A 25679-nucleotide genomic window follows, 5' to 3' on the forward strand; every position below is an offset into this window, starting at 1 on the left:
TTACTGAAAGGATGCCCGCTCGAATTATTTCAGCAGCTTGATAAATTCCCGCATAAAGCCGGGCAGGTCCGGCCAAGCACGACCCGAAACCAGATTTCGATGCGTATGTAATCCTGCGTCAATATACGTTGCCCCGCACACCGTTACATCGGGCTTGCAATTCGTAAACGCGGTATATTCCCGGCCTTTCATGACATCGGGCATGACCGAAAGAATCTGTGCAGCATGGCAGATTGCGCCAACAGGCTTATTTTGCTCAAAAAAGTGGCGGACAATCTTCGGAAGTGCCTCATGCATTCGAATATATTCCGGAGCGCGCCCTCCGGGAATAATCAAACCGTCAAATGAAGCCGGATTCACATCGGCAAAAGCCATATCCGACTGGATGTCGTAAGCGGGTTTTTCAACAAACGTCTCCATACCTTCAATAAAGTCGTGGCTGACGGTATGCAGCTTTTTCACGGAAGGGGAAGCGATTTTGACCTCGAAGCCTTCTTCTAAACAGCGGTAATACGGATAAAAAATTTCGAGAGCTTCAACGGCATCTCCAGATACAATCAATACTTTCTTGCTCAATGTTAAATATCCTCCATTGTCATCATGATGTTGTTTTGAAAAGGAAATGTTCCTTCAATAAGGTTATCTTGCTTAAAAATATGAAATATATACATGCCTGATTAACGCATAGAAATGATGAACCTGGGTAATCTAGCTTTATGACAAACATCGTTGTACACAAAGGATAAGTGATCTTTATGAGTCAAGACTGCGATTTTTCTCCTCTGAAGCTGGAGCTCCAAGAAAGAATTCAAGCTCTTATAGGCAAAATGGAGCAAGCGTTATACGGGTTAAACGAAGAAACGACCTGTATATTGAACGATTTCGGGCAAATAGGCGAGGAAATCAATACGATAGAGTCGCTTGCCGCTTCCTTTTATTTAAAGTGCTATCTGGCCGCTTACACGGACAAGTATTCGGAAATATCGCAGTCCGTCCGCAATCTCTCTCACCGGCGGCATGGGGCCCTCATCGTCGTGCAGCGGGAGGACTTGCTTGAAGGACTCATCACGCCGGGGATTTCCATTGAAGCGAATTTAACCTACTCTTTATTGGAATCCGTTTTTGTTCCCGGGGGGCCTTTGCATGATGGGGCTGTTCTGGTGCAAGGAAATAAAATTGCCTCTGCGGCAAATGTGCTTCCGTTAACGGGCATAGTGACAGACCGGAAGCTTGGCACCCGGCATCGGGCTGCTCTAGGATTGACGGAACAAAGCGACGCGCTTGTTATCGTTGTATCCGAGGAGACGGGTAAAGCATCATTCAGCATCCAAGGGAAAATCTATGCTTTTGCCACGGGATAACAGATTGAGAAAGAGAATCATTTTCAAATACTTATTTATAGTAAACTGCTTTACATTAGTAAGTTGATAGGTTATAATCTGTTTATCATACATAGGGAGGCAATAAATTATGGGGAAATGCGCATGCGGCAACACTCAGAACCCGGCCGGAAACTGTGACGGTTCTCACGCCAAAAAAGAGAAGTAATCTAAAGAACGAATCAAATAGAAAGTTTCTAAGGCGGTCGCTTTTCGGGATTTTACCGGAAGGCGATCGCCTTTTTTGCAGGATAGCTGCAGATTCAGCTTTGGCTTAACCATGTTAATAACGTCGGAAGGATCAGGGTCAGGCATGCAAGTATAACGACCCCAATCGCTCCCCTAAAGTTCTGCTGCCTCCAGAGCAGGGGAGAAAGGCTGCCGACATACACGCCGCCCCAAATGGAAACTGCAGCCAATAAACCATACTTTGCTATGAACTGGATCACGACATTTTATCCCCCTCAATGGCAGGCCCAACCTGATCCCCGTAACGGCGCATTTTAAAGCGGATGTGTATTTGATACTCCGTATCCTTTATATGTTCCTTCCACTTAAAGGCTTCCCATTCCCGAAGGGTTGGGAAGGTGGACTTGACTTTGTCATGTATCAGAAAGCAATCCGTTTGCCATTCATGCAGTGTCTTCTCGAGCAATTTCACCGATTGTTCGGTTAACTGCTGTTCAATCGAATGCTCAAGTTTTTTCGTATTTTCCGGTTTCGTATAATCGACATTGCTTTGAGAGCTGATTAATTGGCCTTCCATTGCGACTCGAAAGGTGACCGACACCCGGTCGTTATTCCTTTTGACTTCCATGATGGCCGGCTTTTGGGAATTCATAAAAACCGACAAATTTCGTTTGCTGTCGGAAGGATCGCGCAAGCTCCAAACCATTCTCGTAAATTCACCGCGGAGCATATTCAGAATGCGCGTTTCGCTGCCGTTAAGAAAACCGGCCAGAGCACTGCTTTTATACACGGCGGAGCCGAAAAAATCGATAGGAGTCTCTCCGATTCGGGGGAGCTTTCCTGCCTGTCGTTCTCCGATATTGGGCTGGGCGGCATCGGGATCCGCGTTTTCTGTAGGCAGGCGTGCAGTACCCTTGCGGATATCAGGCCGGGGTGCCGTTTGAATGGTAACTGCCCCTGTTCCCGGAGCTTCAATATCCATCATGAAGTCGTGAAAGCGTGAGCTTTTCGGCAGCAAGGACCCTATATTATTCGGATCCATTTCCAGTTCCAGCCACAAGCCGATATCGGTTTCCGTTGTCGGTAAAATATTGCGGATGTAGGCTGACGCCTCTCCTCTTGTCGTCAATACATACATGGAGCGGCGGAATTGGCGATTGCGCACAACCTCGCTTAGAACCGGCATCACCCCCTTGCGGGCCAGCTTTTCCCCAAATATAAACGCTTTTGCATGGATGAGCGTCAGTCTGCGCGCAACAAAGCTTTGGCTGGCCAGTAAGGCGGAGGCGATATTTGAGCCCTCCACGGTATATACAGAGACGGCCTTCTTATTGCCGCCGCCGGAGCCCTGCCCTCCACTACCCCCGCCACCTCCGGCAGCTCCGCTGATCGCTTTTGGCACGGCGAGGGCGAAGGTGAATAAGTAATCGTTGCTGGGACCGGGATCAATGCCGATCGCAATGACGAAAGCCATATTTTCAGGGTCAAGCCGATCCCAGCAGCCGGACAGCAGCGGCAGCATCAACATGAGGATCATAAAGGCTTTCGTCGTTTGCACGAACCGTTTCATAACCGCCCCGCCTTTCTCCGCAGTATGCCTACGAGCCAGGTGATCATAGGCAGGGCGATAGAAAAGATGGAGCCGTAGGTTCGCAGAAACTCTGTATCCCAAGCCACTGCCGTCATCTCGCTGTCCGGTAAAATCGCGAAGCTGTAGACCATAAGAGCCAATGGGAAAACAAGCGGTTGATCTCTAGGTAAACGAAGCATTTGCGACAGCGTGGATGCACTGCAGTACAGCCCTACGGCAAGCTTGATCACGGTGCACAACAGCCAAACCACCAGAAAAATGATTTCTACTCGTTGTACCCAACGACCGAAAACAATAATCCGGCTGATTTCAAAGAGCGGATCGTTTATTCTTGTGATCGTGGGGTAAGGAAATACGTACAAGCAAACCAAGGTTATACATAGCAGGGTCAAAGTTGAGCTTGTGATGCACCACCAGGCGGCTCGTCCCCAATCTTCTTCTGATCGCATTCGGGAAAGGAGGAATCCCAGAACGAGCAGCTCTGAAAAGAGAGAGCTCTTAATCATTCCTGTGATCAATACGTTGTTCAAGCCCTTTCCCCATAGGGGAGTTAATGCATTCGGCTCCATATGGGAATATAATCCGCCTATGAGCAGGATCACTATACTCGTAATGATTAAACCGAGAAAAAGCCAAGATATCCGTCCGATCGCTTCAATTCCGGAGTGAGCCACTACGGCCACAGTGACAAGAAGTGATACCACGATGACGTTGAGAGGAGTCCTCGGCAAAATGTCGGTCGTTAAAATTTCCGAAAATTCGCGGAGGACGATGAAGGTGATCATGAAAAGAAAGATGAAGTAGCTCAGATTGATCAAACTGCCCAGGATGGGGCCCATAATCTGTTCGGTTGCCGTAATGAGAGAAGATCCCGGCTTCCCATGCTTGATCACCCCCCGGATGGCCCACCAAGACAACGGGCACAGCAATGCTGCGATAACAACGATGATCCAAGCGGCCGTGCCGCTGACCTCCGCCAAGGATCGGGGAAACGGAAGAAATATTTTCGTGATCACAAAAATAATTCCTACGGATGCCGCCTCGCGAATCCCGACGTGATGCTGTCTCACTGTTTTCCCTCCTCTGGATGCTCAGATGTGCTTGTCGTCTTGTTTTCGGTTGGCATTTTTTGCGTGACTTTGGGACGGACGGAAAACGGCCGATATTTTTGTTTTTCTATGGGTCCTCTGATCATTTTGTCGTTGCTTGGCTGATGCGGCGAAACCGGAGAGAGATGCGGCACACCGAACGAATTACTCGCTATCCGATAGGACAACAGTATCATCGATAACAAGACAACTCCGACCAACCCGAGAAAAGAAGCAGCAAACAAATAAATAAACCGGAGAATGCGTGTGGCAAACTGCATATTGTAATTGGGAATCGTGTAGGAAGCCAGCGCCGTCATAGAGGTAATAATCACCATGATCGGACTTACGATATTGGCTTGAACCGCCGCTTGGCCGAGAATCAATGCCCCGACGATGCCGATGGTCGGTCCGATCACGCTGGGTATCCGGATGCCCGCTTCCCGAATCAGTTCAAACATAGATTCCAGCATGAAAGCTTCAGCCGCTACAGGGATCGGAATGGTCTCCCGGGTACCCGCAATGGCCAGAATAAGCGGAGTCGGAATCATCTCTTGATGAAAATTAGCAATGCCTACATAAACCGCAGGCAAATACAGCGAAATAAAAAATCCTAAGGTGCGGATGGTACGAAGAAAAGTGCTGTACGGCCACCTGAGATTGGCATCCTCGGCGGTCTGCATGAAGAGGGGGAAATGCCCCGGAACAATAATGGCAAAGGGCGAATTGTCGACGACCAGCCCTACATACCCGTCGGAAATTTGCGCCGCTACCCGGTCAGGTCGTTCCGTGCTTAATACACTCGGGTAAAGTGCGTTGGGACGGTCCTCGATCAATTGCTCGATCATACCGCTGTCACCGATATAGTCATATTGAATTGAGGCGATCCGCTTGCGTACTTCCGCGACTAATTCATCATTAGCAATCGATTTCAAATAAACGATGGCAATGTCTGTCCGCGAGATGGTCCCCACTTGTCCCATTTCGATAATGAGATCCGGCGTGCGAATCCTTTTCCTAAGCATGGACAGGTTGGTTTGAATATCTTCTGTGAAGCCTTCGTGAGAGCCTCGAACCACCGTTTCCGTTCTCGGATTATCAATGCTTTTTTTCTCCCAGCCTTTGACCTCTACCATAACTGCGGAATCCATTCCTTCTACGAGGACGGCGGCTAAGCCCGTCATAATCCCGTTGACGATTTCCGTGCGCTTATCGGTGGCGGTGACCTGGCCTTCGGTTAAGATTTCCTCGATAAGCGTAACGGTATCCATCCGTATGTCGTCGGGTATGTCCGATGTCATCAATGGAACAAGCACCGTCCGGTTTAAATGCTTCCGATCGATTCCTCCGTCCAAATAGAGGATCACACCTTGAAGTAAAGAGCGGCCGATCACCACCGGCCGGATGATCAGTCCCCGATTTTGAGGATACGAGAAGTGCTGCTTGAACCAATCAATATTCACTTGGAGCTGCAGTGAGAGGAGACCATAGTCTTGAACGAAAAGGTTTGCTTTAGGCATGCTTTGGGCTGCCTGTTCACAGCCTTGATCTTTAGCGCCATCACCAGACTTGTCTTCCCAATGGCCTAAGGAAAACGTATCCTGGGTCTGCGGCAAATCCGCTATAATGTACTTCTTAAGTTTCTTCCAATTGTTCATATAGTTAATCTCCTGTGCGATTTGAGCTAGGCGGGGCCGCTGTATATCATTACCAGCGGAGAACAGGCATAGTGTTTACCGTAACAAACATTGTTATTCCGAAAAGAACGCTGTAGGCCTCCCCATTTGGTGGAGGACGGCTGCTGAAAAGCGGATCCAACGCAAAGAAGGAGCGTGCCTGCGGCAGCTCCTTCTTTCCATAAGATGATTAAAATGCCCGAAGCGAACCGCCGTTAACGGTATACTCTGCACCGGTAACGAAGGAAGACTGATCCGACGCCAGGAATAATACCACAGAGGCTACTTCCTCAGGAAGACCTAGACGGCCGAGCGGGAGCTGCCTCACATTTTTGGCAAAGTGCTCGATGGCTTGCTCCTTCTCCATTCCGAACTGTTCGGCTAATCCCTCTGCAAACCCGCCCGGCTTTTCCCAAAGCGGTGTTCTTGTTGGGCCGGGGGATACGGTGTTTACCCGGATCCCTTGAGGTCCGTATTCGTTAGCCATCGCTTTGGACACGCTCAGCATCGCTGCTTTGAATGCGCTGTAATCGAGCAGAATCGTATCCGGCTGGCGTCCGCTTTCCGAAGAAATGTTAATGATAGCCCCGCTTTGCCAGCCACTTTGTTTTCCAAGCCAAGCTTCATTGCATATTCCTCCTTTGGATTTCATAAGACAATTTCAGCTTATCAAAAGTAAAAAGAAAAGAACACCTTTCGGTGCTCTTTTGTCCAAAGGTCAATATCCGTCCGTAGATTTGCCCAATTCTTCGGCTATTTCCATGGACGTTCTAGCGGTGTCGGACCCCATATGGGAGGAGTCTGCTTTTGCTTTCGCAAGCCCCTCCTTAACCCGGCTGCCATATTCAGGGTCGGCCTGGGTGAAATGCCCGATCATCTTTTGCTGGATCCGGGGATGGCACACCTTCAGAGCGTCGACCAGGTTGTTGATTAATTCATCGCGTTCCCATGGCTCGAATTTACGATATGTTTCTCCCGCTTGTTTAAAATCATTGGCTCGTTCGATTTTTTGCCGGACCAGCTTTGCGTTATAGGCAGGCTCATGTTCTTTGCTGACTCTGGTCGCCTCTTGCAAACCGCCCAGGGAGGAAGGCTCATAATTGACATGAGGGGTTTGACCGGGTGCACGGTCGACGAAATACGTCATCTGACCGTCGCGCTGGTTGGTGGCCACCCGCTTTTTGGGCGCATTGATCGGAAGCTGCAAATAATTGGTGCCCACCCGATAACGCTGCGTATCGGAATAAGAAAAGGTACGGCCTTGAAGCAGCTTGTCATCAGAGAAGTCAAGTCCGTCAACCAATACGCCCGTGCCGAAAGCCGCCTGCTCCACTTCAGCAAAATAGTTTTCAGGGTTTTTGTTAAGCACCATTTTCCCGACGGGCAGGAAAGGGAATTGCTCGCGGTCCCATATTTTGGTCGGATCCAGCGGATCGTAATCGAGCTCCGGATGCTCGTCATCACTCATGATTTGAACGCTCAGCTCCCACTCCGGATAATCGCCGCGCTCAATCGCTTCATAAAGGTCTTGCGTAGCGTGACTGTAGTTTTTCGCCTGGATGGCATCGGCTTCCTTTTGCGTCAGGTTGCGGATCCCAAGCTTGATAGGCTCCCAGTGATATTTAATCAGCACGGCTTGTCCTTCCGCATTGACCCATTTGTAGGTATTGACCCCGGAGCCTTGCATCTCCCGATAATTCGCAGGTATTCCCCACGGAGAAAAGAGGAAGGTGATCATGTGCGTCGCTTCCGGGGAATTCGATACAAAGTCAAACATCCTCTCGGGATTTGAAATGTTGCTGACGGGATCCGGGCGGAAGGCATGAACCATGTCCGGAAACTTCAAGGGATCGCGGATGAAAAAGATTTTCAGGTTGTTGCCAACCAAATCCCAGTTTCCATCCTCCGTATAAAATTTGACGGCAAATCCACGCGGATCGCGCAGTGTTTCAGGCGAGTGTCCTCCATGTACGACGGTGGAGAACCGTACGAACACGGGGGTCCGCTTCCCGGCTTGTTGAAACAGCTTCGCGCGGGTATATGTGGAAACCGGCTCATCGCCTACCTTGCCATAAGCTTCAAAATAGCCATGGGCGCCTGTGCCGCGCGCATGGACGACTCTTTCCGGGATTTTTTCCCGGTCAAAATGCGAAATTTTCTCGAGCAGGTGGTAGTTTTCCAGTGTCACCGGACCACGGCCGCCTATGGTTCGTACGTTTTGATTATCCGTTATAGGATGCCCTTGACGGTTTGTCAGCGTCATCTCGTTCTCGCCTGTTCCCATCCTCTGATCGGAAGGTCCGCCTGTACCCTCAACATGTGTTCCGTTCGTCATGTTTCCATCCATAACATCAACCTCCAATATAAAAATGGTACAGAGCCATTTTTTACCGTTGGGAACCATTTTATGCATTTAAATTTTCCGTTCCAAACCGATATAATGAGTGTAGCTATACATCCTATGCAGACGGAGATCAGGTACGATATGAAAAAAATCAAATATCAAAATTATGACGGTGTACAAAATACGCATACGTTTTCCGACATGGTTCGGTGGTACAAAGAGCGAAAAGCCAAGACGAAAGATTTAACAAACCCTATTCCCCAGGCGGAACATAAGGTCATAAAGAGAATTCAGGAAAACCGGAATTCATTTTCCATCACTTGGATCGGCCACTCCACCTTTTTGATTCAAATGCAGGGACTGAACATCTTAACGGACCCGGTGTGGGCTGATCGGATGGGCTTTGGCCGCAGATTGACCGAACCGGGACTTCCCATCGAAGCTCTTCCGGAAATCGACATCGTTTTGATATCCCACGGCCATTACGACCATCTGGATTTCGGCTCGATCAAGAAATTGAAAGGATCTCCCGTGTTTTATGTTCCGGCCGGGCTGAAACCGGCCTTTACCCGCAGAGGGTACCGGCAGGTCATTGAAGCGAATTGGTGGGACCGGTTTACGCATGAAGAGGTATGCATCTCTTTTGTACCTGCGCAGCATTGGACAAGAAGAACGCTGTCCGACATCAACACGTCTCACTGGGGCGGGTGGATTGCAGAAGACCCGAAGGCGGGCAGATCGGTTTATTTCGTGGGAGATACCGGTTATTTCAGAGGGTTTAAAGACATTGCCGACCGTTATGAACTGGATATCGTCTTAATGCCTATTGGAGCCTATGAACCGGAATGGTTTATGTCCATTTCCCATATCAATCCGGAAGATGCGGTCAAGGCTTTTCTGGAGCTGAAAGGGAAGACGTTTATTCCGATGCATTACGGTGCCTACAGGCTTGCGGATGATACGGGACCGGAAGCCCTGGAGAGGATGTATAAAGAGTGGGACCGATTGCAGTTAAAAAAGGATGCGTTAAAGGTTATGGCCATTGGTGAGTCTTATTGGATATCGGAATAAACACGACGAAGGACGTTCTCAGGTGACCCTGCCGCCGCAGGTTCACGTCACTTGGGAAGGTCCATTTTTATTGAATATACAGCAGTTGCTTTCTGGAAGTTCAAAGAACCTCTTTTGGGAAACTTAAAATATCTTGTTTAAAGAAGGAAGACATCTGAAATGTTGGAAATAAAAAGATTGAAATGTAAGCGTTTTTAATATATGATTGTTACATATCATACATGATTTTGATTAACCCCACATGGAAGGAGGTTAGGTATGAGAAAATTCAAAGGGTTATGATTTAGATTGCTATCAAAATTACACATGTCTTACTTCATTATTTTACTGAGGAGATGACAAGAATGGCCCTTTCGAAAAAAGAAATGCGACAAGTGGCTATGGCAAGCCTAATCGGATCGGCAATTGAATGGTATGATTGGTTCTTGTATGGAACAGCGGCAGCCCTAGTATTTAATACATTATTTTTTCCGAAATTCGATCCGTTGGTCGGAACTTTGTTGGCGTTTGCAACCTTTGGAGCGGGTTTTTTGGCCAGACCGTTGGGGGGGATTATCTTCGGATATTACGGGGATAAATTAGGACGCAAAACGACATTGATCATTTGCTTGCTGCTGATGGGGATTGGAACCTTTATGATTGGACTTTTGCCTACCTATGAGCAAATTGGAATATGGGCTCCTATCCTGCTTGTGTTTCTGAGAATCATCCAGGGAATAGCCGTTGGTGGTGAATGGGGAGGAGCTGTTCTGCTCGCCATTGAACACTCGCCTGAAGACAAACGCGATTTTACGGCAGCTGGCCGCAAATGGGGGTTCCTGTCGGGCTTTTGCTTTCTACTCTTGTATTCTCGGCTTTTACGGTCCTTCCCGAAGAGCAATTCATGTCTTGGGGTTGGAGAGTTCCCTTCTTGTTAAGCATACTTCTGATTGCCACCGGGTTGTTTATCCGTCTAAAGGTTATGGAAACGCCCGCATTTCTTAAGGCCAAAGAAGAGGGAACCCATATTAAGAACCCGCTGAAGGAAGTATTGCGCACCTCCAAAAAAGACATTTTGATCGCTTTAGGCTCCCGCTTTGCTAACGATGCGAGCTATTATATTTCAAATGTTTTCGTTCTTTTGTATGCGACGAAATATTTATCCTTGGATAAAACGATGTTCTTAACCGGTGTCTCTGTCGGAGCCGTTGTTGAAATATTTACGATTCCTTTGTTTGGTGCACTGTCTGACAAAATCGGTCGCAGGCCCGTATTTTTAGCCGGATCTTTATTTTTCGTGCTGTTCGCTTTCCCATTCTTCTGGCTGGTGGAAACCAAAATGACAGTGCTGATATGGCTTGCTCTGGTAATATGGATTGCCGTTGGACACGGAGCAACCTTTGCCCCTATGTCAGCTTTTATTGCAGAACGCTTTAACACAGCTACACGCTATACCGGAGCTTCCATCAGTTATCAAGTTTCAGGCATTCTTATCGGAGGTCCTGCTCCGTTTCTTGCAACCGCTTTACTTGCATGGTCCGGGCATTACTGGCCGGTTGCCGTGTTCGTAATGATATTAGGCGTCATCAGTTCAATTGCCGTCTATGTGGCGAGCGAAACCTACAAAAAAGACATTACAAAAGATGAAGACACACCTAAGCATGTTGTTGATCCAAACCCTCACTCTATCAATTCTTAAGGATGGTGCATGAACATGAAGGCCAGTATTGCTGTAAATAGTCCGCTTCATGAAATTCCGGTGGAAGAATACGCGGATCGTGTCCGCAAAACCCAGGCAGAAATGGCCAAAGAAGGAGTCGACCTGATTATTGCCTGGTCCGACAGCTACCGGATGAGCAATGTCCGCTGGTTGTCCAATTACAGGGCGTTTGACGGTATATTTCCGTATCCCGCTATCGTTACCGTACCGGCGAAAGGAGATCCGATTCTTTTTGTTGAAAGCAGCCTGACTTCCATCGGCGCAGCATCAGTGATTAAAGATGTCCGCGGAATCAGACAGGATCTCGGCCCCGTACTTGAAGAGTATGCCGCGTCGGGCAACGTGAAAAAAGTCGGTATCGCCGGTTATAAATACTTGGCTTTGGAATTCTGGAGCGTGATTCAGAAATCTCTGCCCGACATCCAAATCGAACAAACACGCATCATTGATTTTCTGAAATCGATTAAAAGCGAAAATGAGCTTCGCAACATGAAGGTTGCCGGGTATTTGGCCGATTTAGGCATTGAAGCCATTAAGGAAGCGGCCCGGGAAGGGGTAACCGAGAAGGAACTGACAAAGCAAGCCTATATGGCCATGTTCGATCATGGCGCCGATACCGTCGCATTTGACATTATGGTGCAAACCGGAGAAAACTCCTCCGATTTTTATCTTGCCAGGCCGACAGACCGGAAGCTTAAAGATGGGGATACCCTTTTAATTGATATGGGATGCCGCTATAACGGTTATGCTTCCGACATGGCGCGCGGGGCCATTTTCGGCCATGCCTCCAAAGAGGCACATGCGATGTTCGATGCCGCTATCGAAGCTTATGAAACCGGGTTTAAGTATTTGCGGCCAGGCTTAACCGGGGAAGAAGCAAGCTATCCCGCAAATGAAGTGTTGGCCAAGTACGGTTATATCCATTCACCCGGTGAAGGAAGAGGTGTTGGCCATGGATTAGGTATGGATCCGGAAGAAGAGATGCCTATTCTAGCTCCCGGCATTAACTGGGTACTGCAGGAGAATCAGACACTCGCTTATGTGATTACATTGCTGATCCCTGGCGTCGGCGGCTTAAGAATCGAAGACAGTGTCGTCATCCGCAAGGACGGAGCGGAGTCCATGACGAATTTCCCTTACCGCAATTATTGGTAAAGTAATAGAATGGGCGGAAAGGCGGTCATGGTTTGACCGCTTTTTCTTCAACTTTATAAAGAAGGAGTAAATCCATGAATCGTTTGTTCCAAGCCAAGGAAGCCGCCGGTTATCAGGATATTATTCATGAAGATAACGGGATATTAAATTATCTTGCCATGGGGAAAGTTTGCTTAAACAAAGGTGAAGAGTTTACAAGCGCTACCGGTGATTACGAAACGGCCTTAGTTATTTTATCGGGTACCGCAACGATAGCTTGCGAAGAAGAGAAATGGACCAATATAGGGGAACGGGCGAATGTTTTTGAAGGAAAGGCCACGGCCGTGTATATTCCATGCCAATCCGAATATCAGATCCTTGCACAAACCCATGAGGTTCAAATCGTCGTTTGTAAAGTGAAAGCGGAAGTCAGGTTCAAACCGTTTATGGTTAAACCAGGCGATGTCGTCGTTAATCATCGGGGGAAGAAGACGTGGCAGCGGGAGGTGCATGATATTATCGTCGATAATGGAGAGGGCCGGGTACAGCGTCTGATCTTAGGCGAAACCTATAGTCACCCCGGACATTGGTCCAGCTATCCGCCCCATAAGCACGACGGGGAATTTTACCCGGAGGAGCCCGATCTTGAGGAGGTTTATCATTATCAAGTTCATCCCGGGCAGGGATTTGGCATACAGCTGCATTACACAAAGGATCGAAGCATCGACCAAGCCTATATTATAAGACATGGAGACAGCTTTGCTGTGGATAAGGGATATCATCCTGTCAGTGCGGCAGGCGGATATCAAATCTATTATTTATGGTTTATGGGAGGAGAGGCAGGCAGAACCTTACAACCCTATGATGATCCGGAACATCGGTGGCTTAAGTAAATAGGGTTCACATGAAAATACTACCCAATACGGTTATAATAAAAATGATTCTTCTATTAATATAGACTACATGCAGACGTTTTGGTTTAGAGCCATTCATCGGATTTAACCGGCGCTTATTGGCTGACACAGTAATGAATAATTACGTTACTAGAGAATGGGTGATCGCTATTGAAAAAACTGGATCCCAATAAGCGGAAACTGGTTACTGAAGACATCTATGAGATCATTAAAAATCAAATTTTGTCTCATGAACTTTCGCCGGGAGAAAAAATTAATATTGACCAAATGGCCCGTGATTTCAATGTGAGCAATATCCCCATAAGGGAGGCGTTGTCACGGTTGGCTTCCGATGAATTTGTCAATATTATCCCTTATAAAGGTGTCTCTGTGGCTGAAATCAGCTTGCCCGATCTGGACGAATTATATGAGCTGCGGATTGAGCTGGAGGGATATGCGACACGGAAAGCGACACATGTCATTCCGGATGCGGAATTAAACTGGTTGGATCATGAAATGAAGCAAAGCTATGTATCTCTGGAAAATGCCCAAGGCAATCTGGAAACGGTGATGAAAATGAATGAACAGCTCCACGGTACGATTTTAAAGTATGCCCATAATGGAAATCTGCATAAAATGATGAAGCATTACTTGCAAAGGATCGAACGGTACTTGATTTATGTTCGACAGGATTTGGATATTGATACGGTCAAAAAGGAATGGCATGAGCATCATGAAATTTTAACATTCCTGAAAGAACGGAACCATCAAATGGCTGAAAAATCCATGCGAACCCATATTTCTAATTCTCATCTGAGGACAAGAAGCTTTTTTTTATAAAATAAAGAGAACGCTCTTTTTGGTAGATTACTTTCCAGCCAAAACGGGCGTTTTTTGTTTTTTTTGAGGTCCTAACGAATGAAAGCAACATCAGTACTTTGCGAAAATTAATTACTTGACAGAAATAAATTATTAATATATATTTACTTACACAAAGTAACTATAGTAATAAATGTGAGGGGGTTAGCTCATGGTTCCGGCTTTGTTTTTGGCGCACGGATCGCCGATGCTTGCCATTGAAGATACGGTTTACAGCGATTTTCTGAACGCCTTTTCCCGGGAGATGCAGCCCAAAGCGATCGTTATTTTTACCGCGCATTGGGAAAGCGAGGTTCTGGCCATTTCGTCTCTGGATGACGCATACGATACCATTTACGATTTCGGCGGATTTCCTGATGAACTGTATCAGATTAAATACCCGGCCAAAGGCTCAACGGAAATCGCCTCGATGCTGGAAGACCGGTTTAAAGAGCAGGGGATCCCGGTAAGGAAGGATACAACAAGAGGGCTGGACCACGGTTCTTGGACGTTATTATATCGTATGTTCCCTAAAGCCGATATTCCGGTAGTGCAAGTTTCCGTTCATCCCTATTTGTCTATGGACAAGCAGTTCCAGATTGGCCAATCGCTTCGGGGGCTGGGGGAAGAAGATATTCTGGTGATCGGCAGCGGAGTAACCGTTCATAATTTAAGGATGATTCAATGGGGGCAATCCGCTCCTGAGCCTTGGGCCGTTGACTTTGACGACTGGCTGATCGATAAGGTTGAAAAAAGAGATATGGAGTCGCTTTTCAACTATGAAAGGCTGGCCCCTTACGCTCGTCAGGCGGTGCCGAGACCGGAGCATTTCGTTCCGTTTTTTATCGCCATGGGCAGCGGAGATCCGCAAAATACGCCAAAGATCATCCATCGAAGCTATGATCTTGGAACATTAAGCTATTTGAGCTATCAATTTTGATAAACTTATATAAACATGGGGGAGAATGTATAATGAACATAAAGCATGAAGCAGGTTCGCTGATTTTGAGATTGGTGCTGGGTATTTCTTTCTTAATCCACGGGTTAATCAAGTACCAAAGCGGAATAGATAACATCGCCGGTTGGTTCCAAAGCATAGGCTTACCCGGATTTGCGGCTTATGTCATAGCCATCATTGAGCTTGCCGGCGGTATTGCTCTGATTGTCGGAATCGGGACACGATTTGTATCGGTATTGTTCGCTCTGATCATGGCGGGGGCAATCCTGACGGTAAAGCTGGCTGCAGGCTTTGCCGGGAATGGTCAAATGGCCGGCTATGAACTGGATCTGGCTTTTCTGGCTATGGCCATTTATCTTGCACTGAACGGGAGCCGCATGTATTCATTGGGAAGTTTGTTCAGCTCGAATACAAATAAAGCTGCTTGAAGAAAATAGAATCAGGTTGAGGTTCTTGCCCCATGGGCAAGGCCTTTTCATTTTTAGCGAAATCACGGCTTCCCGTCCATTCGTTGACAATGCCATCTGAAAAATATATTATTTGTATAAACTAATTTAAAATTAGTAACATATTTTAAATATGAGTATGAGGAAATTTGGGTTTTAAAGTTCCAATGCGCAAGTAAAGGAGGCGAGGGATGATGACCCTTAAAATAAAAGTCTACTCCGATTATGTATGTCCGTTTTGTTATATAGCGGAGGTTCCGTTGGAAGAGGCCGTCAAAGGCAAGGATGTAGAGATCGAATGGATGCCTTATGAGCTCCGTCCTTATCCTAACCCGACGCTTCGCCCGGAAGACGAATATTTGCCCAGAGTATGGAACCAGTCCGTATATCCCATGGCGGCTCAATACGGTTTGCAAATGGTATTGCCCAAGGTTTCGCCGCAGCCGTATACCCACTTGGCGTTTGAAGGATTTCAATATGCCAAGGAGCATGGCAAGGGTAATGATTACACGCTTCGGATGTTCAAGGCTTTTTTCCAAGAGGAGCAGGACATTGGCCAAATCGATGTGCTTACTTCATTAGCCGGTGAGCTGGGCCTGAATGAACAGGAATTCCGCCAAGCTCTGGAAACCCGCAAATATCGGGAAATTCACCAAAAGGCTTTGGAGCATGCATACCAGGAAGCCCAAATCACCGCCGTTCCTACGATAGTGATCGGTGAAACGGTTCTTCAAGGGGTCCGTTCCAAGGCATCGCTTGAGCGGGCTATTGAAGAAGAGCTCGCGAAGAAGCCGAAGCTGTTGGATTTGGGTGAAGGCATGGCTTGCGGAATCGATGGCTGCTAATCCAGCAATCTTAAGCCGGAATAACGTTTTTTACAGCAGCAAAAGAATAGCATTGTCTTAATTACTAAGGAGGCTTTAAACGTATGAATGAAAAATTTAAGCCATTATTCGATTCCTTTACTTTACGAAGCGGAATTCCATTGAAAAATCGCTTGGTTTTGGCACCGATGACCAATTTCTCGTCCAATCCTGACGGTACGGTTACAGATGACGAAGTGAAATATTATATGCGCAGATCCTCGGGAGTCGGTTTGGTCATTACGGCTTGTACGTATGTAACGGCCGACGGCAAAGGGTTTCCGGGAGAGTTTGGTGCGGACACGGATGAGATGATCCCAAGCTTACGCCGTTTGGCCACGGCGATCAAAGAACAAGGGGCCAAAGCCGTACTGCAAATTTTTCACGGCGGCCGTTCTTGCCCGCCGGAATTGGTGCCTAACGGAGATATCGTCAGCGCAAGCGACGTAGCTCAGGAAGGAATCAAGGCTCCTAGACCGCTCACGGATGCGGAAGTTGAGTCGATCATCAAGGCTTTTGGAGAAACCACGAGAAGAGCGATTGAAGCCGGTTTTGACGGCGTAGAGATTCACGGAGCCAACGGCTATTTGATCCAGCAATTTTTCTCTCCTCATACGAACCGCCGGACGGATCGTTGGGGCGGAAGCTTGGAGAACCGCCTGAGCTTCCCGCTGGCGATTGTGAAGGAAGTGAAGCAAGCCGTAGCTTTGCATGCCAAGGAGCCGTTTATTGTGGGCTACCGTTTTTCACCGGAAGAAGAGGAGACGCCGGGAATTACGATGGCGGACACCTTAGTGCTGGTGGATGCATTGGCTGATCAAGAGCTTGACTATCTCCACGTTTCTTTGATGGACTTCTGGTCAAAACCAAGACGCGGCGTGGAGGACACAAGAGCACGTATCGAAATTATCAAGGAACGTGCAGGAAATCGCGTACCTGTTATGGGGGTAGGCTCGATTCATACCGCAGACGATGCCTCTAAGGCCTTGAAAGTGGTTCCTCTGGTCGCGCTCGGCCGTGAATTAATCGTAGAACCGGATTGGGTCGAGAAAGTGGAGCAGGGCCGCGAAAGCGAAATTGCAACGACCCTGACCAAGAACGATCAAGAGCGTTTAGTCGTTCCTGGCCCGTTATGGCAAGCGATTATGAACACACCGGGATGGTTCCCTGTGGTTGAACCTTCCTCCAAATAAAAAAGACAGACCCGCAAGCTCGGCTTGCGGGTCTGTCTTTTTTGATTAAGCTTTGTGCTGAAGCAGCGCGGCTTCTTCTAGGATACGTATCATTTGATACAGCATGTCATTGATCGGGGTGGGTGTGCCGTACTGCAGCCCAAGCTCCCGTACTTTTCCCGCCAGATACTCAACTTCCGTCTTCCGGCCGGCTTCTACATCTTGAAGCATGGAGGTCTTGCCATCGGGTGACAGCTGATGCAATATTTGAATGAAATCATCGATATCCGCCTGAGTAAGAGGAACACCGGCCTTCTCCGACAAGGCAATCACTTCCTGCATCGCCTCGGCCATCAGTTTTTGGGCTGCCGGTATTTCCTGAAACACGCCATAGGGTGCCTTGAGCACGGCTGAACACTGATTGACCCCGACATTAATCATAAACTTCCACCACATCGTACGCAGCATATGTTCAGGAATTTCATAGGGAATATTCGCTTCCTCGAACAACTCCTTTACGAGTTGAACACTAGGTGAGAGGGAGACATTCCGTTGTTCTCCGAAGCAAATCCTTCCGATGTTGGAGAAGCGGACGGATAGTCCGTCGCGTACGGCATCGATGCCCACGCAAATGGCGTATAACACATGATCACTGCCGTAGGCCGAAACCAAGATCTCTTCGCTTGAGATCCCATTTAACAGCGATAGGATAATGGTATCGGGCCCGACATGATGTCTTATGTCATGGATGGCTTGCTCAAGTCCTTCATATTTGACGGCAACAATGACTAAATCGGCAGGCCCGGTTTCGGCATCGGGAGAGACGTACCGGAAAGTATAACCCCTTCCATTAACCGATAATTGACCGGCTTCGTAACGTTGGATGCGCTGCGGATCGGCAATCACTTGAACGCATTCGGGGTTCATATCATGCAATCTGCTTGCATAGGCCGCACCAATGGCTCCAAGCCCGATAACAGACACTCTTTCGATTTTTTTCATTTTGATAGACTTCCTTTTAATGGTTTTTATAGGACCACGCATACTGCCATCGAGAGTTCTCTTAAGGAACAAGGGCTTGTATACATTCGGGGACATCCTGTTTGGCATTGCCCACCAGAGGCGAAACGGGGTAGGCTTTCATTTCCCGGCCGGGGAAAGGTTTCAGCAAAGGCATAAGCGTCTTTGGGTCCTGGATGTCTTTGTTTAACCAAACGGCTTCGTCCTGCGGGCTTAAAATGACCGGCATCCGGTTATGAATATCGGCAACCAGCGGATTTGGCGTTGTCGTAATGATCGTGCAGCTGTGGATCTTCTGACCGTCTGGCGTAATCCATGTATCGTACAAGCCGGCCATGCTAAAAATATTTTCGGATTTCAGCATGATTCTCATGGGCTGTTTGCCCGATGTCGTCTTTTTCCACTCGTAGAAGCTGTCTGCAGGAATCAGGCATCTTTTTCGTGCAAAGGGTACCTTAAATGCAGGCTTGTCCTTTAAGCTTTCGGCGCGGGCGTTGATGATCATCGTTTTGTCATCTTTTGCCCAAGGAGGAACCAGCCCCCATTTTAACGTTCCCATCCGATTTTGAATCCCGTCGTTGATTACCGCTATGACCATCTGGGAAGGGCTGATATTGAATCGCGGTTGATGCTGGGCCAAATCGGATAAGTTGGAGTAAAAGCGGACAAGCAAATCATCTAAAGTAACGGTAAGCGTAAATCTGCCGCACATAAAGCCTCCGCAACAACAATTTTTTTATGTATATTATACTACGCAGCTCAAGTGCCGGAAAACAAGCGCCTGATATCTGAAGCAGACATCGGATATCCCAGCCCGTACCCTTGGACCTCGCTGCAGCGGTATTGCTGCAAGAGGAGAAACTGCTCCGAGGTTTCCACGCCTTCGGCAATGACTCTAATATTCAAATGCTCTCCCAAGGCGATGATTGTTTTGACGATGTTTTGGTTGCTTGGATCATGAGAAATATCTTGGATAAAGGAACGGTCAATTTTAATGCGGTGAATCGGCAATGACTTGAGATATGACAGCGAGCTGAAGCCTGTCCCGAAATCATCGATTGCGATCTTAATTCCTATCGCTTCAAGCTTTTGTAAAAACACGGCCGCGTGCCCCAAATCCATCGTCATACTTTCCGTCACTTCAAGTTCCAGGTAATGAGGATTCATTCCGGTTTCCTGCAGAATGTGAGAGATCCGATCGATCAAATCGGGCTCAAGCATTTGACGGGAGGAGAGATTCACGGATATGGTGAACGGCCAAGCCCCCAGCTCCTGCCATTCCTTCCACTGACGGCAAGCTTCCCGCAGGACCCACTCTCCGATCGGTACGATCGATCCCATGTCTTCAGCGGCAGGGATAAATTGTGATGGAGGAATGAGCGTGGTATCGGATGGCTTCCAACGAATTAAAGCCTCCACGCCAATGAACTGACGTGACCTGATTTCATACTGCGGCTGATAAAGCAGGATGAATTCTTCGTTTTCCAATGCTTTTCGGATACGGTTATTCAATTGAACGTAATCGGCGGCGAAATGTTCGAATTCCTTACTATAGAACCTGTACGCGTTTTTACCCTTCTTTTTGGCTTGGTACATGGCAATATCCGCATTTTTGATGAGGCTTTCTGTCGTATCGCCGTCCGTTGGAAATCTGCTGATCCCAAGGCTCGTTGTAATGTATACTTCCTGTCCGTTTAGTACAAACGGTCTGGACATCGCGTCCATAATCGATTGTGCAGCATGGGCGGTTTCGGTTTCGGTCGCGTCTTTCAGGAGAATGGTGAATTCGTCCCCGGCCTGTCTGCAAGAAACCGCTTCCGGATCAAGGCATCCGGTCAAACGCTTTGCAACGTTTTGAATCAGCTCATCTCCTATGGTGTGACCCATAGAATCGTTAATCATTTTAAAGCGGTCCAGATCCATATAGATAACGGAGAGAGGGGAGTGACGATCTTCCCGCTCAGCGAGCGCATGTTCCAATAGATCCCGAAAATATTTGCGGTTGGGCAGCCCGGTCAGAGAGTCAAAATAAGCCATCTTAAAAATGGTTTCTTCCGACCGTTTGCGTTCCACAGCCAGCATGGCCAGATAGGATGCCCTTTCAATCATCAGCAGTTCCGCTTCATTTGGGGTGTAGGGATAATGATAATACATGGCGAAGGTGCCGAGAACATGACTATCAAGCCCGATGATCGGTGATGAGCAGCACGCTTGTAAGCCGTAAGCCTCCGTCAAGTCCCGGCAATTCTCCCAATGCGGATCCGTAAGGATGTCGGCCGTGATAACCGTTTTCTTGTAATACGCCGCTCTTCCGCAAAAACCGGTCGCAGGACCAATCTCGATACCGTTAATGGCTTGGATGTAGTCTTTGGGCATATTGGGCCCCTCGCTAAAATACAGCTTACCGTTATGGGTAAGAAATATCGAACAGATGGCTCCGCTTTGGGTTTCAACGGAATGGATCAACTGCTGCAAAATCTGCTGGAGCGACTTTCCTTTGGCGATCATTTTCAAAATGGCATTTTGAAGATTTAAGCTGGTTTCGATCCTTTTTCGCTCGGTGATATCCCGGCCAATGACAATAAGCCTTTGGGGCAAACCAGCCTCATTGAATATCGGGGCTTTCATAAACTCAATGACAACGACCTTACCGTCCGGACGAACGATGGTTTCTTCAAATGTAAAGACTCTTCCCAAGCTCCAGGCTCTTTGATCCGTTTCTTCACACTGGGTAAAAGCCTCCCGGTAAAAAGCGTGAGTCCTCATAAAGTCGGCATGTCTGTTTCCTCTGAATGTCCGTTCATCCAGTTCGAACAGGTCAAGGGCCATGTTATTGGCCTCCAACCATCGGCCCGTCTCATCTTTAATAACGATCACTTCCGGGATCGTGTTGATTAACGTTCGCAAGTCTTCCTCATCCCAATCAGAAAACCTTCGAGAAGTTAGGAGGGGATGTGCGCTTTGCTTCTGCGGATTTTTTTTGGATTCGCTGCTGTGTAATTGGTTATCCACTCTACATCACCTAATTATGGGGACTAAGTTTGCTGTTTGTTCGACGTATTCGACAAAAATGCTCGGGATTCCTTCCGAAAAACTAGAGATACAGACAGTTTCGCATCATTTTATTTCCATTCTTTTGAATCCCGAGTTTAGATTTTCTGCAATTGGAAACCATATGGGCATTAGGACAGCTAGATAAGGTGGTGTATAAATGAAGGAGCCAACATTTGCTATTCAGATTAACGGTCAGGAGTATACTTGTCATCCGAACCAAAGCATTTTGGAGGTAGCCAAAGCTCACGATGATTACCTTCCGCATGTCTGTTATCATGAAAATCTGGGTGCCATTCAATCCTGCGATACCTGTATGGTTGAAGTAGACGGTGAATTAAAACGGGCTTGCGCCACTCCCGCAGCACCGGGGATGAAGGTCAACAGCCAGTCCAAACGGGCCAAGGATGCCCAGCTGGAGGCGATGCAGCGGATTTTGCAAAATCATGAGCTGTACTGCACCGTTTGCGACAATAACAACGGGAACTGCACCGTACATAATACGGCGGAATATTTGCAGGTCGAGCATCAAAAATATGAATTTGCGCCAAAGCCGTACCCTCCGGACAATACTCATCCCTTTTATCGCTATGAGCCGGATCAATGCATCCTTTGCGGGCGGTGTGTTGAGGCCTGCCAGGATCTCCAGGTGAATGAAACGTTAACGATTGACTGGAGCCTGGAAAGGCCGCGGGTTCTGTGGGACAACGGTGTTCCTATTGACCAGTCTTCTTGCGTATCGTGCGGCCATTGTGTGACCGTATGTCCGTGCAATGCGTTAATGGAAAAAACGATGCTGGGTGAAGCGGGGTATTTGACGGGCATTCCGAATAATCTGCTTTTGCCGATGATCGATCTGACTAAAGAAGTGGAGCCGGGGTACCAGGAAATCTTCGCGATATCGGAAGTCGAAGCGGCGATGAGAAAGTCCCGGATCAAGCGGACCAAAACCGTATGTACCTATTGCGGGGTCGGGTGCAGCTTTGAGGTGTGGACCAAAGATCGTCAAATTCTTAAGATCGAACCGCAGGTGGAAGCCCCGGTTAACGGAATCTCGACGTGTATCAAGGGCAAGTTCGGATGGGATTTCGTAAACAGTGAAGAGAGATTGACCAAGCCGTTAATCCGAAAAGGGGATACGTTTGTTGAGGCGACATGGGATGAGGCTCTGACTTTGATTGCCGGCAAATTGAAAGAAATAAAGGAAACGCATGGCTCCGATTCGATCGGGTTTATTTCTTCCTCAAAATGCAGTAACGAAGAAAACTTCATCTTTCAAAAGCTGGCCCGGGCTGTGATGGGTACGAACAATGTAGATAACTGCTCGCGTTATTGTCAGTCTCCGGCGACGGCGGGGCTGATGCGTACGGTAGGAATCGGCGGCGATTCGGGAACCATTGTGGATATTGCCAGTGCGGAATTGGTGATGGTGGTCGGAGCGAACCCGGCTGAGTCCCACCCCGTATTGGCCACGCGGGTCAAGCGGGCTCATAAGCTCCACGGTCAGAAACTGGTGGTCGTCGACCTTCGCAAGCATGAACTGGGGGAAAGAGCCGACCTTTTCCTTCGCCCCAAACCGGGCAGCGACTTGATTTGGCTGTCTGCCGTAACTAAATATATCCTGGAGCAAGGCTGGGAGGATAAAGAGTTTCTCAAAAAACGGGTGAACGGCTTCGAGGAATACGTGAAATCCCTTGATAAGTACAGCCTGGATTACGCGGAAGAACACACAGGACTATCCAAAGAGGAAATCGTTCGGATCGCAACGATGATACATGAGTCCAAAGCGACGTGTATTTTATGGGCCATGGGGGTTACCCAGCACATAGGGGCGACGGATACTAGTACGGCCATATCCAACCTGCTGTTGATTACGGGCAACTATGGACGTCCGGGTACAGGAGCTTATCCTCTGCGGGGCCATAACAATGTTCAGGGGGCGTGTGATTTCGGAACGATGCCGGCCTGGTTTCCGGGCTATGAGGCGGTTCAAAGCGAGGAAGTCCGGACACGGTATGAGCGGGCATGGGGCGTGAAGCTTCCGGAAAAACCGGGAATGAATAACCACCAGATGGTCGAAGGCATACATGACGGCAAGCTAAAGGCCATGTACTTGTTCGGGGAGGAAATGGCGCTTGTCGATTCCAACTCGAACCATGTACATGCCGCCTTCGAAAAGCTGGACTTTTTCATAGTTCAAGATATCTTCTTTTCCAAAACCGCACAATTTGCCGATGTGGTGCTGCCCGCGGCGCCAAGCCTTGAAAAGGACGGGACCTTCACCAACACAGAAAGAAGGATTCAGAGGTTCTACAAGGTGTTCGAGCCCATCGGCGATTCCAAACCGGATTGGGAAATCATTCAAGAGGTGGCTAACCGTCTCGGTGCGAAGTGGAGCTACAAGCACCCGAGCGAGCTGATGGATGAAGCGGCAAGCCTTGCTCCTGTTTTTGCGGGGGTTAGTTATGAACGGCTGGAGGATTGGAAGAGCCTGGTGTGGCCGGTTGCAGCCGACGGAGTAGATACGCCATTGTTATATACGGAGAAGTTCGGGTTTCCTGACGGAAAGGCCAGACTGTTCCCGGTGGAATGGACAAAGCCTTATGAAGCCGGAGAGGAATACGATTTGCATTTGAACAACGGCCGGCTGCTCGAGCATTTCCACGAAGGAAACATGACCTACAAATCGGAAGGGATTTCGCATAAGGTGCCAAGCGAATGGCTGGAGGTATCGCCTGAACTGGCGAAAGAACGCGGCATTGAGCATGGCGCATTGGTACGTCTTACCTCGCCTTACGGCAAGGTGGAGGTGCGGGTAGAGGTGACGGACCGGGTGAAGGGCAACGAATTGTATATGACGATGAATTCAGCGGAAGACCTGTCTGCGGTGAACCGTTTGACGAGCAGCTATCACGACCGGGTTACCCACACTCCGAATTTTAAAGAAATGGGTGTGAAGATGGAGGTCCTGGAGCCGAAGGGAGAGCGGCCGCTGCCGCGTGTGAATCATCGTTTCGGAAATCGTGTACCGCAGCTCGGCGTAAAGGTAGAAGAGAAGTGGAAGCGTTCCGACTATATACCGATTCCGGAGATCATTGATAGGGGGGATAGCCATGGCGAGGGCGATTACCAACATTGAAAAGCATATACCTAACCGTATAGAGGAAGAGGCTCAAGCCGTTCAGCACATCCTACAAGCGGCGGCAAGCCATTCCGAACCGCTGGTTAAATTTATGGATATCCTGCAAGAGCTCGATCGGCTGGGAGTGCTGGACGCGCTTCAAGGAATACTGAAAAACAGCGAGCAAATCGCTTTGGTCGGGATGAGTCAGTTGAACAAACCCGGCGCTCATCGAATCATCAAGAATGGAATGGGAGCCGTGCAATTTTTGAGCCGGATCGACCCGGACAAGCTTCAAACGATCCTTCGCGGCGTGGCCTCCGGGGTAGAGTATGCTGCCAACGATGAGCCAACCCGGAAGCAGGGCTTATGGGATATGGTCAAAGCATTACGCGATCCGGAAGCCGGCGCGTCGTTATCCATGATGACGAAATTTTTGCAGGGCATGGGCAAAGGGTTGAACGAATCTCACTGACGGTGATGAACGGAGTGGCGACATGATTACAAAAACGATAGTCATTCAAGGTATGGAGGATGAAGAAGATCTCAATCAAGTCAATCGCGCCCTTCATGAGGTTTGGGGCGTGAACAGGGTAGAGATCAGTTTGAACAACAAAGAGGCTACATTCTCCTATGATGAAACGGCGGCTTCCTTTCATGACTTTGAGCAGGCCATTCAGGAATTGGGATATGAGATCAAACCGGTGGATGGAGTTGCGAAATCGGGCTTGCAGGACGGACATTCTTGAAATTAGGCAGGAGGACACGGAAATGCCGGTGATTTGCGAAGTGTGCGGAAGTGTTGAAGACGCGGCGGAGTGGATAACGCTCAATGAACATTTGCACGTCTGTGCCAATTGTATGATGGATCGCCAGCAGCCTGACATCTCCGGGCTGCGGGAAGAGGAAAAGTAGCGCGATTTGGATGAAAGGGGCTGCCCAAGCAAATGGACTGCAGCCCCTTTAGCATGAAGTTATTCTGGAATTTGAAAATATGCTTGCACAAACTGACCGGAATCTACAAGATGAGCCCCAATGAATGAGTTTTCATTTACGCTTGTAGCGGGTAAGTTACAGAGATTGTATAATGTGGATGTATCCCATTGGTAAAAAAGGAAGGGTGAGT

Annotated in this window: 23 protein-coding genes and 1 pseudogene; 14 read left to right on the top strand and 10 right to left on the bottom strand. The window is 48.3% G+C overall.

Translation table 11 applies throughout. The features are described 5' to 3' along the window. Positions 1-24: 24 nt before the first annotated feature. Positions 25-576, bottom strand: coding sequence for a DJ-1/PfpI family protein (locus ACZYR9_RS09995; RefSeq protein WP_488978327.1), 552 nt, complete (start codon positions 574-576; stop codon positions 25-27). 179 nt (positions 577-755) lie between these two features. On the opposite strand from ACZYR9_RS09995, the gene cdaS reads away from it, so the two are divergent. After that, positions 756-1361: a sporulation-specific diadenylate cyclase CdaS gene (gene cdaS, locus ACZYR9_RS10000; protein ID WP_488978328.1), complete on the top strand. Its 606-nt coding sequence runs from the start codon at positions 756-758 to the stop codon at positions 1359-1361. A gap of 281 nt (positions 1362-1642) precedes the next feature. Here cdaS and ACZYR9_RS10005 read toward each other — a convergent pair whose 3' ends face one another. From ACZYR9_RS10005 to ACZYR9_RS10030, 6 genes are all read right to left on the bottom strand, one after another. After that, complete coding sequence (locus ACZYR9_RS10005) at positions 1643-1828, bottom strand: hypothetical protein (RefSeq protein WP_488978329.1); 186 nt, start codon at positions 1826-1828, stop codon at positions 1643-1645. Next, positions 1825-3138: a Ger(x)C family spore germination protein gene (locus ACZYR9_RS10010; protein WP_488978330.1), complete on the bottom strand. Its 1314-nt coding sequence runs from the start codon at positions 3136-3138 to the stop codon at positions 1825-1827. The genes ACZYR9_RS10005 and ACZYR9_RS10010 overlap by 4 nt, the downstream gene beginning before the upstream one ends. Next, positions 3135-4229 (bottom strand): GerAB/ArcD/ProY family transporter, encoded by a 1095-nt coding sequence (locus ACZYR9_RS10015; protein ID WP_488978331.1) that lies wholly within the window; start codon positions 4227-4229, stop codon positions 3135-3137. Before ACZYR9_RS10015 ends, ACZYR9_RS10010 begins: the two co-directional genes overlap by 4 nt. Further along, the gene (locus ACZYR9_RS10020; protein ID WP_488978332.1) at positions 4226-5905 is read right to left on the bottom strand and encodes a spore germination protein; all 1680 of its coding nucleotides are present in this window, start codon (positions 5903-5905) and stop codon (positions 4226-4228) included. Before ACZYR9_RS10020 ends, ACZYR9_RS10015 begins: the two co-directional genes overlap by 4 nt. A 208-nt stretch (positions 5906-6113) precedes the next feature. Beyond that, positions 6114-6575 carry an SDR family NAD(P)-dependent oxidoreductase gene (locus tag ACZYR9_RS10025; RefSeq protein ID WP_488978333.1) on the bottom strand — a complete coding sequence of 154 codons (462 nt, stop codon included), beginning with the start codon at positions 6573-6575 and terminating at the stop codon, positions 6114-6116. Positions 6576-6641: 66 nt separating this feature from the next. Further along, entirely contained in the window at positions 6642-8258 is a 1617-nt protein-coding gene (locus ACZYR9_RS10030) for a catalase (RefSeq protein WP_488978389.1), read from the bottom strand. A gap of 150 nt (positions 8259-8408) precedes the next feature. Here ACZYR9_RS10030 and ACZYR9_RS10035 point away from each other — a divergent pair, with 150 nt between their 5' ends. The 9 genes and pseudogenes from ACZYR9_RS10035 (at position 8409) to ACZYR9_RS10075 (ending at position 17382) form a co-directional block, all read left to right on the top strand. Next, positions 8409-9338 carry an MBL fold metallo-hydrolase gene (locus tag ACZYR9_RS10035; RefSeq protein WP_488978334.1) on the top strand — a complete coding sequence of 310 codons (930 nt, stop codon included), beginning with the start codon at positions 8409-8411 and terminating at the stop codon, positions 9336-9338. Between the two features lie 380 nt (positions 9339-9718). After that, positions 9719-11016, top strand: a pseudogene (locus tag ACZYR9_RS10040) (MFS transporter). A 15-nt stretch (positions 11017-11031) separates the two neighbouring features. Then, entirely contained in the window at positions 11032-12192 is a 1161-nt protein-coding gene (locus tag ACZYR9_RS10045; protein WP_488978335.1) for a M24 family metallopeptidase, read from the top strand. A gap of 74 nt (positions 12193-12266) precedes the next feature. Next, positions 12267-13064, top strand: coding sequence for a 5-deoxy-glucuronate isomerase (iolB, locus tag ACZYR9_RS10050; RefSeq protein WP_488978336.1), 798 nt, complete (start codon positions 12267-12269; stop codon positions 13062-13064). 171 nt (positions 13065-13235) lie between these two features. Then, positions 13236-13904 (top strand): GntR family transcriptional regulator, encoded by a 669-nt coding sequence (locus tag ACZYR9_RS10055; protein ID WP_488978337.1) that lies wholly within the window; start codon positions 13236-13238, stop codon positions 13902-13904. Positions 13905-14094: 190 nt separating this feature from the next. Continuing rightward, positions 14095-14862, top strand: coding sequence for a DODA-type extradiol aromatic ring-opening family dioxygenase (locus ACZYR9_RS10060; RefSeq protein ID WP_488978338.1), 768 nt, complete (start codon positions 14095-14097; stop codon positions 14860-14862). Between the two features lie 32 nt (positions 14863-14894). After that, a complete protein-coding gene (locus ACZYR9_RS10065) occupies positions 14895-15308 on the top strand; it encodes a DoxX family protein (RefSeq protein WP_488978339.1) in 414 nt (137 codons plus the stop codon). A 212-nt stretch (positions 15309-15520) separates the two neighbouring features. After that, positions 15521-16171, top strand: a complete 651-nt coding sequence (locus ACZYR9_RS10070) for a DsbA family oxidoreductase (protein ID WP_488978390.1) — start codon at positions 15521-15523, stop codon at positions 16169-16171. An 83-nt stretch (positions 16172-16254) separates the two neighbouring features. Beyond that, positions 16255-17382, top strand: a complete 1128-nt coding sequence (locus tag ACZYR9_RS10075) for an NADH-dependent flavin oxidoreductase (protein ID WP_488978340.1) — start codon at positions 16255-16257, stop codon at positions 17380-17382. Positions 17383-17427: 45 nt separating this feature from the next. Here ACZYR9_RS10075 and ACZYR9_RS10080 read toward each other — a convergent pair whose 3' ends face one another. The 3 genes from ACZYR9_RS10080 to ACZYR9_RS10090 all read right to left on the bottom strand — a co-directional run bounded on the left by ACZYR9_RS10080 (position 17428) and on the right by ACZYR9_RS10090 (position 21288). Beyond that, the gene (locus ACZYR9_RS10080; protein ID WP_488978341.1) at positions 17428-18363 is read right to left on the bottom strand and encodes a ketopantoate reductase family protein; all 936 of its coding nucleotides are present in this window, start codon (positions 18361-18363) and stop codon (positions 17428-17430) included. Positions 18364-18424: 61 nt separating this feature from the next. Further along, positions 18425-19093, bottom strand: coding sequence for an SOS response-associated peptidase (locus ACZYR9_RS10085; protein ID WP_488978342.1), 669 nt, complete (start codon positions 19091-19093; stop codon positions 18425-18427). A 47-nt stretch (positions 19094-19140) separates the two neighbouring features. Further along, entirely contained in the window at positions 19141-21288 is a 2148-nt protein-coding gene (locus tag ACZYR9_RS10090; RefSeq protein WP_488978343.1) for a bifunctional diguanylate cyclase/phosphodiesterase, read from the bottom strand. A 304-nt stretch (positions 21289-21592) separates the two neighbouring features. On the opposite strand from ACZYR9_RS10090, the gene fdhF reads away from it, so the two are divergent. The 4 genes from fdhF to ACZYR9_RS10110 are packed head-to-tail and all read left to right on the top strand — an operon-like array spanning position 21593 to position 25468. Then, the gene (gene fdhF / locus ACZYR9_RS10095; protein ID WP_488978344.1) at positions 21593-24571 is read left to right on the top strand and encodes a formate dehydrogenase subunit alpha; all 2979 of its coding nucleotides are present in this window, start codon (positions 21593-21595) and stop codon (positions 24569-24571) included. After that, positions 24546-25028: a helical membrane plugin domain-containing protein gene (locus ACZYR9_RS10100; protein WP_488978345.1), complete on the top strand. Its 483-nt coding sequence runs from the start codon at positions 24546-24548 to the stop codon at positions 25026-25028. The genes fdhF and ACZYR9_RS10100 overlap by 26 nt, the downstream gene beginning before the upstream one ends. Positions 25029-25050: 22 nt before the next feature. After that, the gene (locus ACZYR9_RS10105; protein ID WP_488978346.1) at positions 25051-25302 is read left to right on the top strand and encodes a heavy-metal-associated domain-containing protein; all 252 of its coding nucleotides are present in this window, start codon (positions 25051-25053) and stop codon (positions 25300-25302) included. Between the two features lie 22 nt (positions 25303-25324). Continuing rightward, positions 25325-25468 (top strand): hypothetical protein, encoded by a 144-nt coding sequence (locus ACZYR9_RS10110; protein ID WP_488978347.1) that lies wholly within the window; start codon positions 25325-25327, stop codon positions 25466-25468. Positions 25469-25679: the final 211 nt, after the last annotated feature.

Source organism: Paenibacillus sp. F024, assembly GCF_057814255.1.

Bases quoted from the DNA above. Each gene is read 5' to 3' on its own strand.
- cdaS (WP_488978328.1), top strand. From the start codon at position 756: ATGAGTCAAGACTGCGATTTTTCTCCTCTGAAGCTGGAGCTCCAAGAA.
- ACZYR9_RS10010 (WP_488978330.1), bottom strand. From the start codon at position 3,138: ATGAAACGGTTCGTGCAAACGACGAAAGCCTTTATGATCCTCATGTTG.
- ACZYR9_RS10020 (WP_488978332.1), bottom strand. From the start codon at position 5,905: ATGAACAATTGGAAGAAACTTAAGAAGTACATTATAGCGGATTTGCCG.
- ACZYR9_RS10025 (WP_488978333.1), bottom strand. From the start codon at position 6,575: ATGAAATCCAAAGGAGGAATATGCAATGAAGCTTGGCTTGGAAAACAA.
- ACZYR9_RS10030 (WP_488978389.1), bottom strand. From the start codon at position 8,258: ATGACGAACGGAACACATGTTGAGGGTACAGGCGGACCTTCCGATCAG.
- ACZYR9_RS10035 (WP_488978334.1), top strand. From the start codon at position 8,409: ATGAAAAAAATCAAATATCAAAATTATGACGGTGTACAAAATACGCAT.
- ACZYR9_RS10045 (WP_488978335.1), top strand. From the start codon at position 11,032: ATGAAGGCCAGTATTGCTGTAAATAGTCCGCTTCATGAAATTCCGGTG.
- iolB (WP_488978336.1), top strand. From the start codon at position 12,267: ATGAATCGTTTGTTCCAAGCCAAGGAAGCCGCCGGTTATCAGGATATT.
- ACZYR9_RS10060 (WP_488978338.1), top strand. From the start codon at position 14,095: ATGGTTCCGGCTTTGTTTTTGGCGCACGGATCGCCGATGCTTGCCATT.
- ACZYR9_RS10065 (WP_488978339.1), top strand. From the start codon at position 14,895: ATGAACATAAAGCATGAAGCAGGTTCGCTGATTTTGAGATTGGTGCTG.
- ACZYR9_RS10070 (WP_488978390.1), top strand. From the start codon at position 15,521: ATGACCCTTAAAATAAAAGTCTACTCCGATTATGTATGTCCGTTTTGT.
- ACZYR9_RS10075 (WP_488978340.1), top strand. From the start codon at position 16,255: ATGAATGAAAAATTTAAGCCATTATTCGATTCCTTTACTTTACGAAGC.
- ACZYR9_RS10080 (WP_488978341.1), bottom strand. From the start codon at position 18,363: ATGAAAAAAATCGAAAGAGTGTCTGTTATCGGGCTTGGAGCCATTGGT.
- ACZYR9_RS10085 (WP_488978342.1), bottom strand. From the start codon at position 19,093: ATGTGCGGCAGATTTACGCTTACCGTTACTTTAGATGATTTGCTTGTC.
- fdhF (WP_488978344.1), top strand. From the start codon at position 21,593: ATGAAGGAGCCAACATTTGCTATTCAGATTAACGGTCAGGAGTATACT.
- ACZYR9_RS10100 (WP_488978345.1), top strand. From the start codon at position 24,546: ATGGCGAGGGCGATTACCAACATTGAAAAGCATATACCTAACCGTATA.
- ACZYR9_RS10105 (WP_488978346.1), top strand. From the start codon at position 25,051: ATGATTACAAAAACGATAGTCATTCAAGGTATGGAGGATGAAGAAGAT.
- ACZYR9_RS10110 (WP_488978347.1), top strand. From the start codon at position 25,325: ATGCCGGTGATTTGCGAAGTGTGCGGAAGTGTTGAAGACGCGGCGGAG.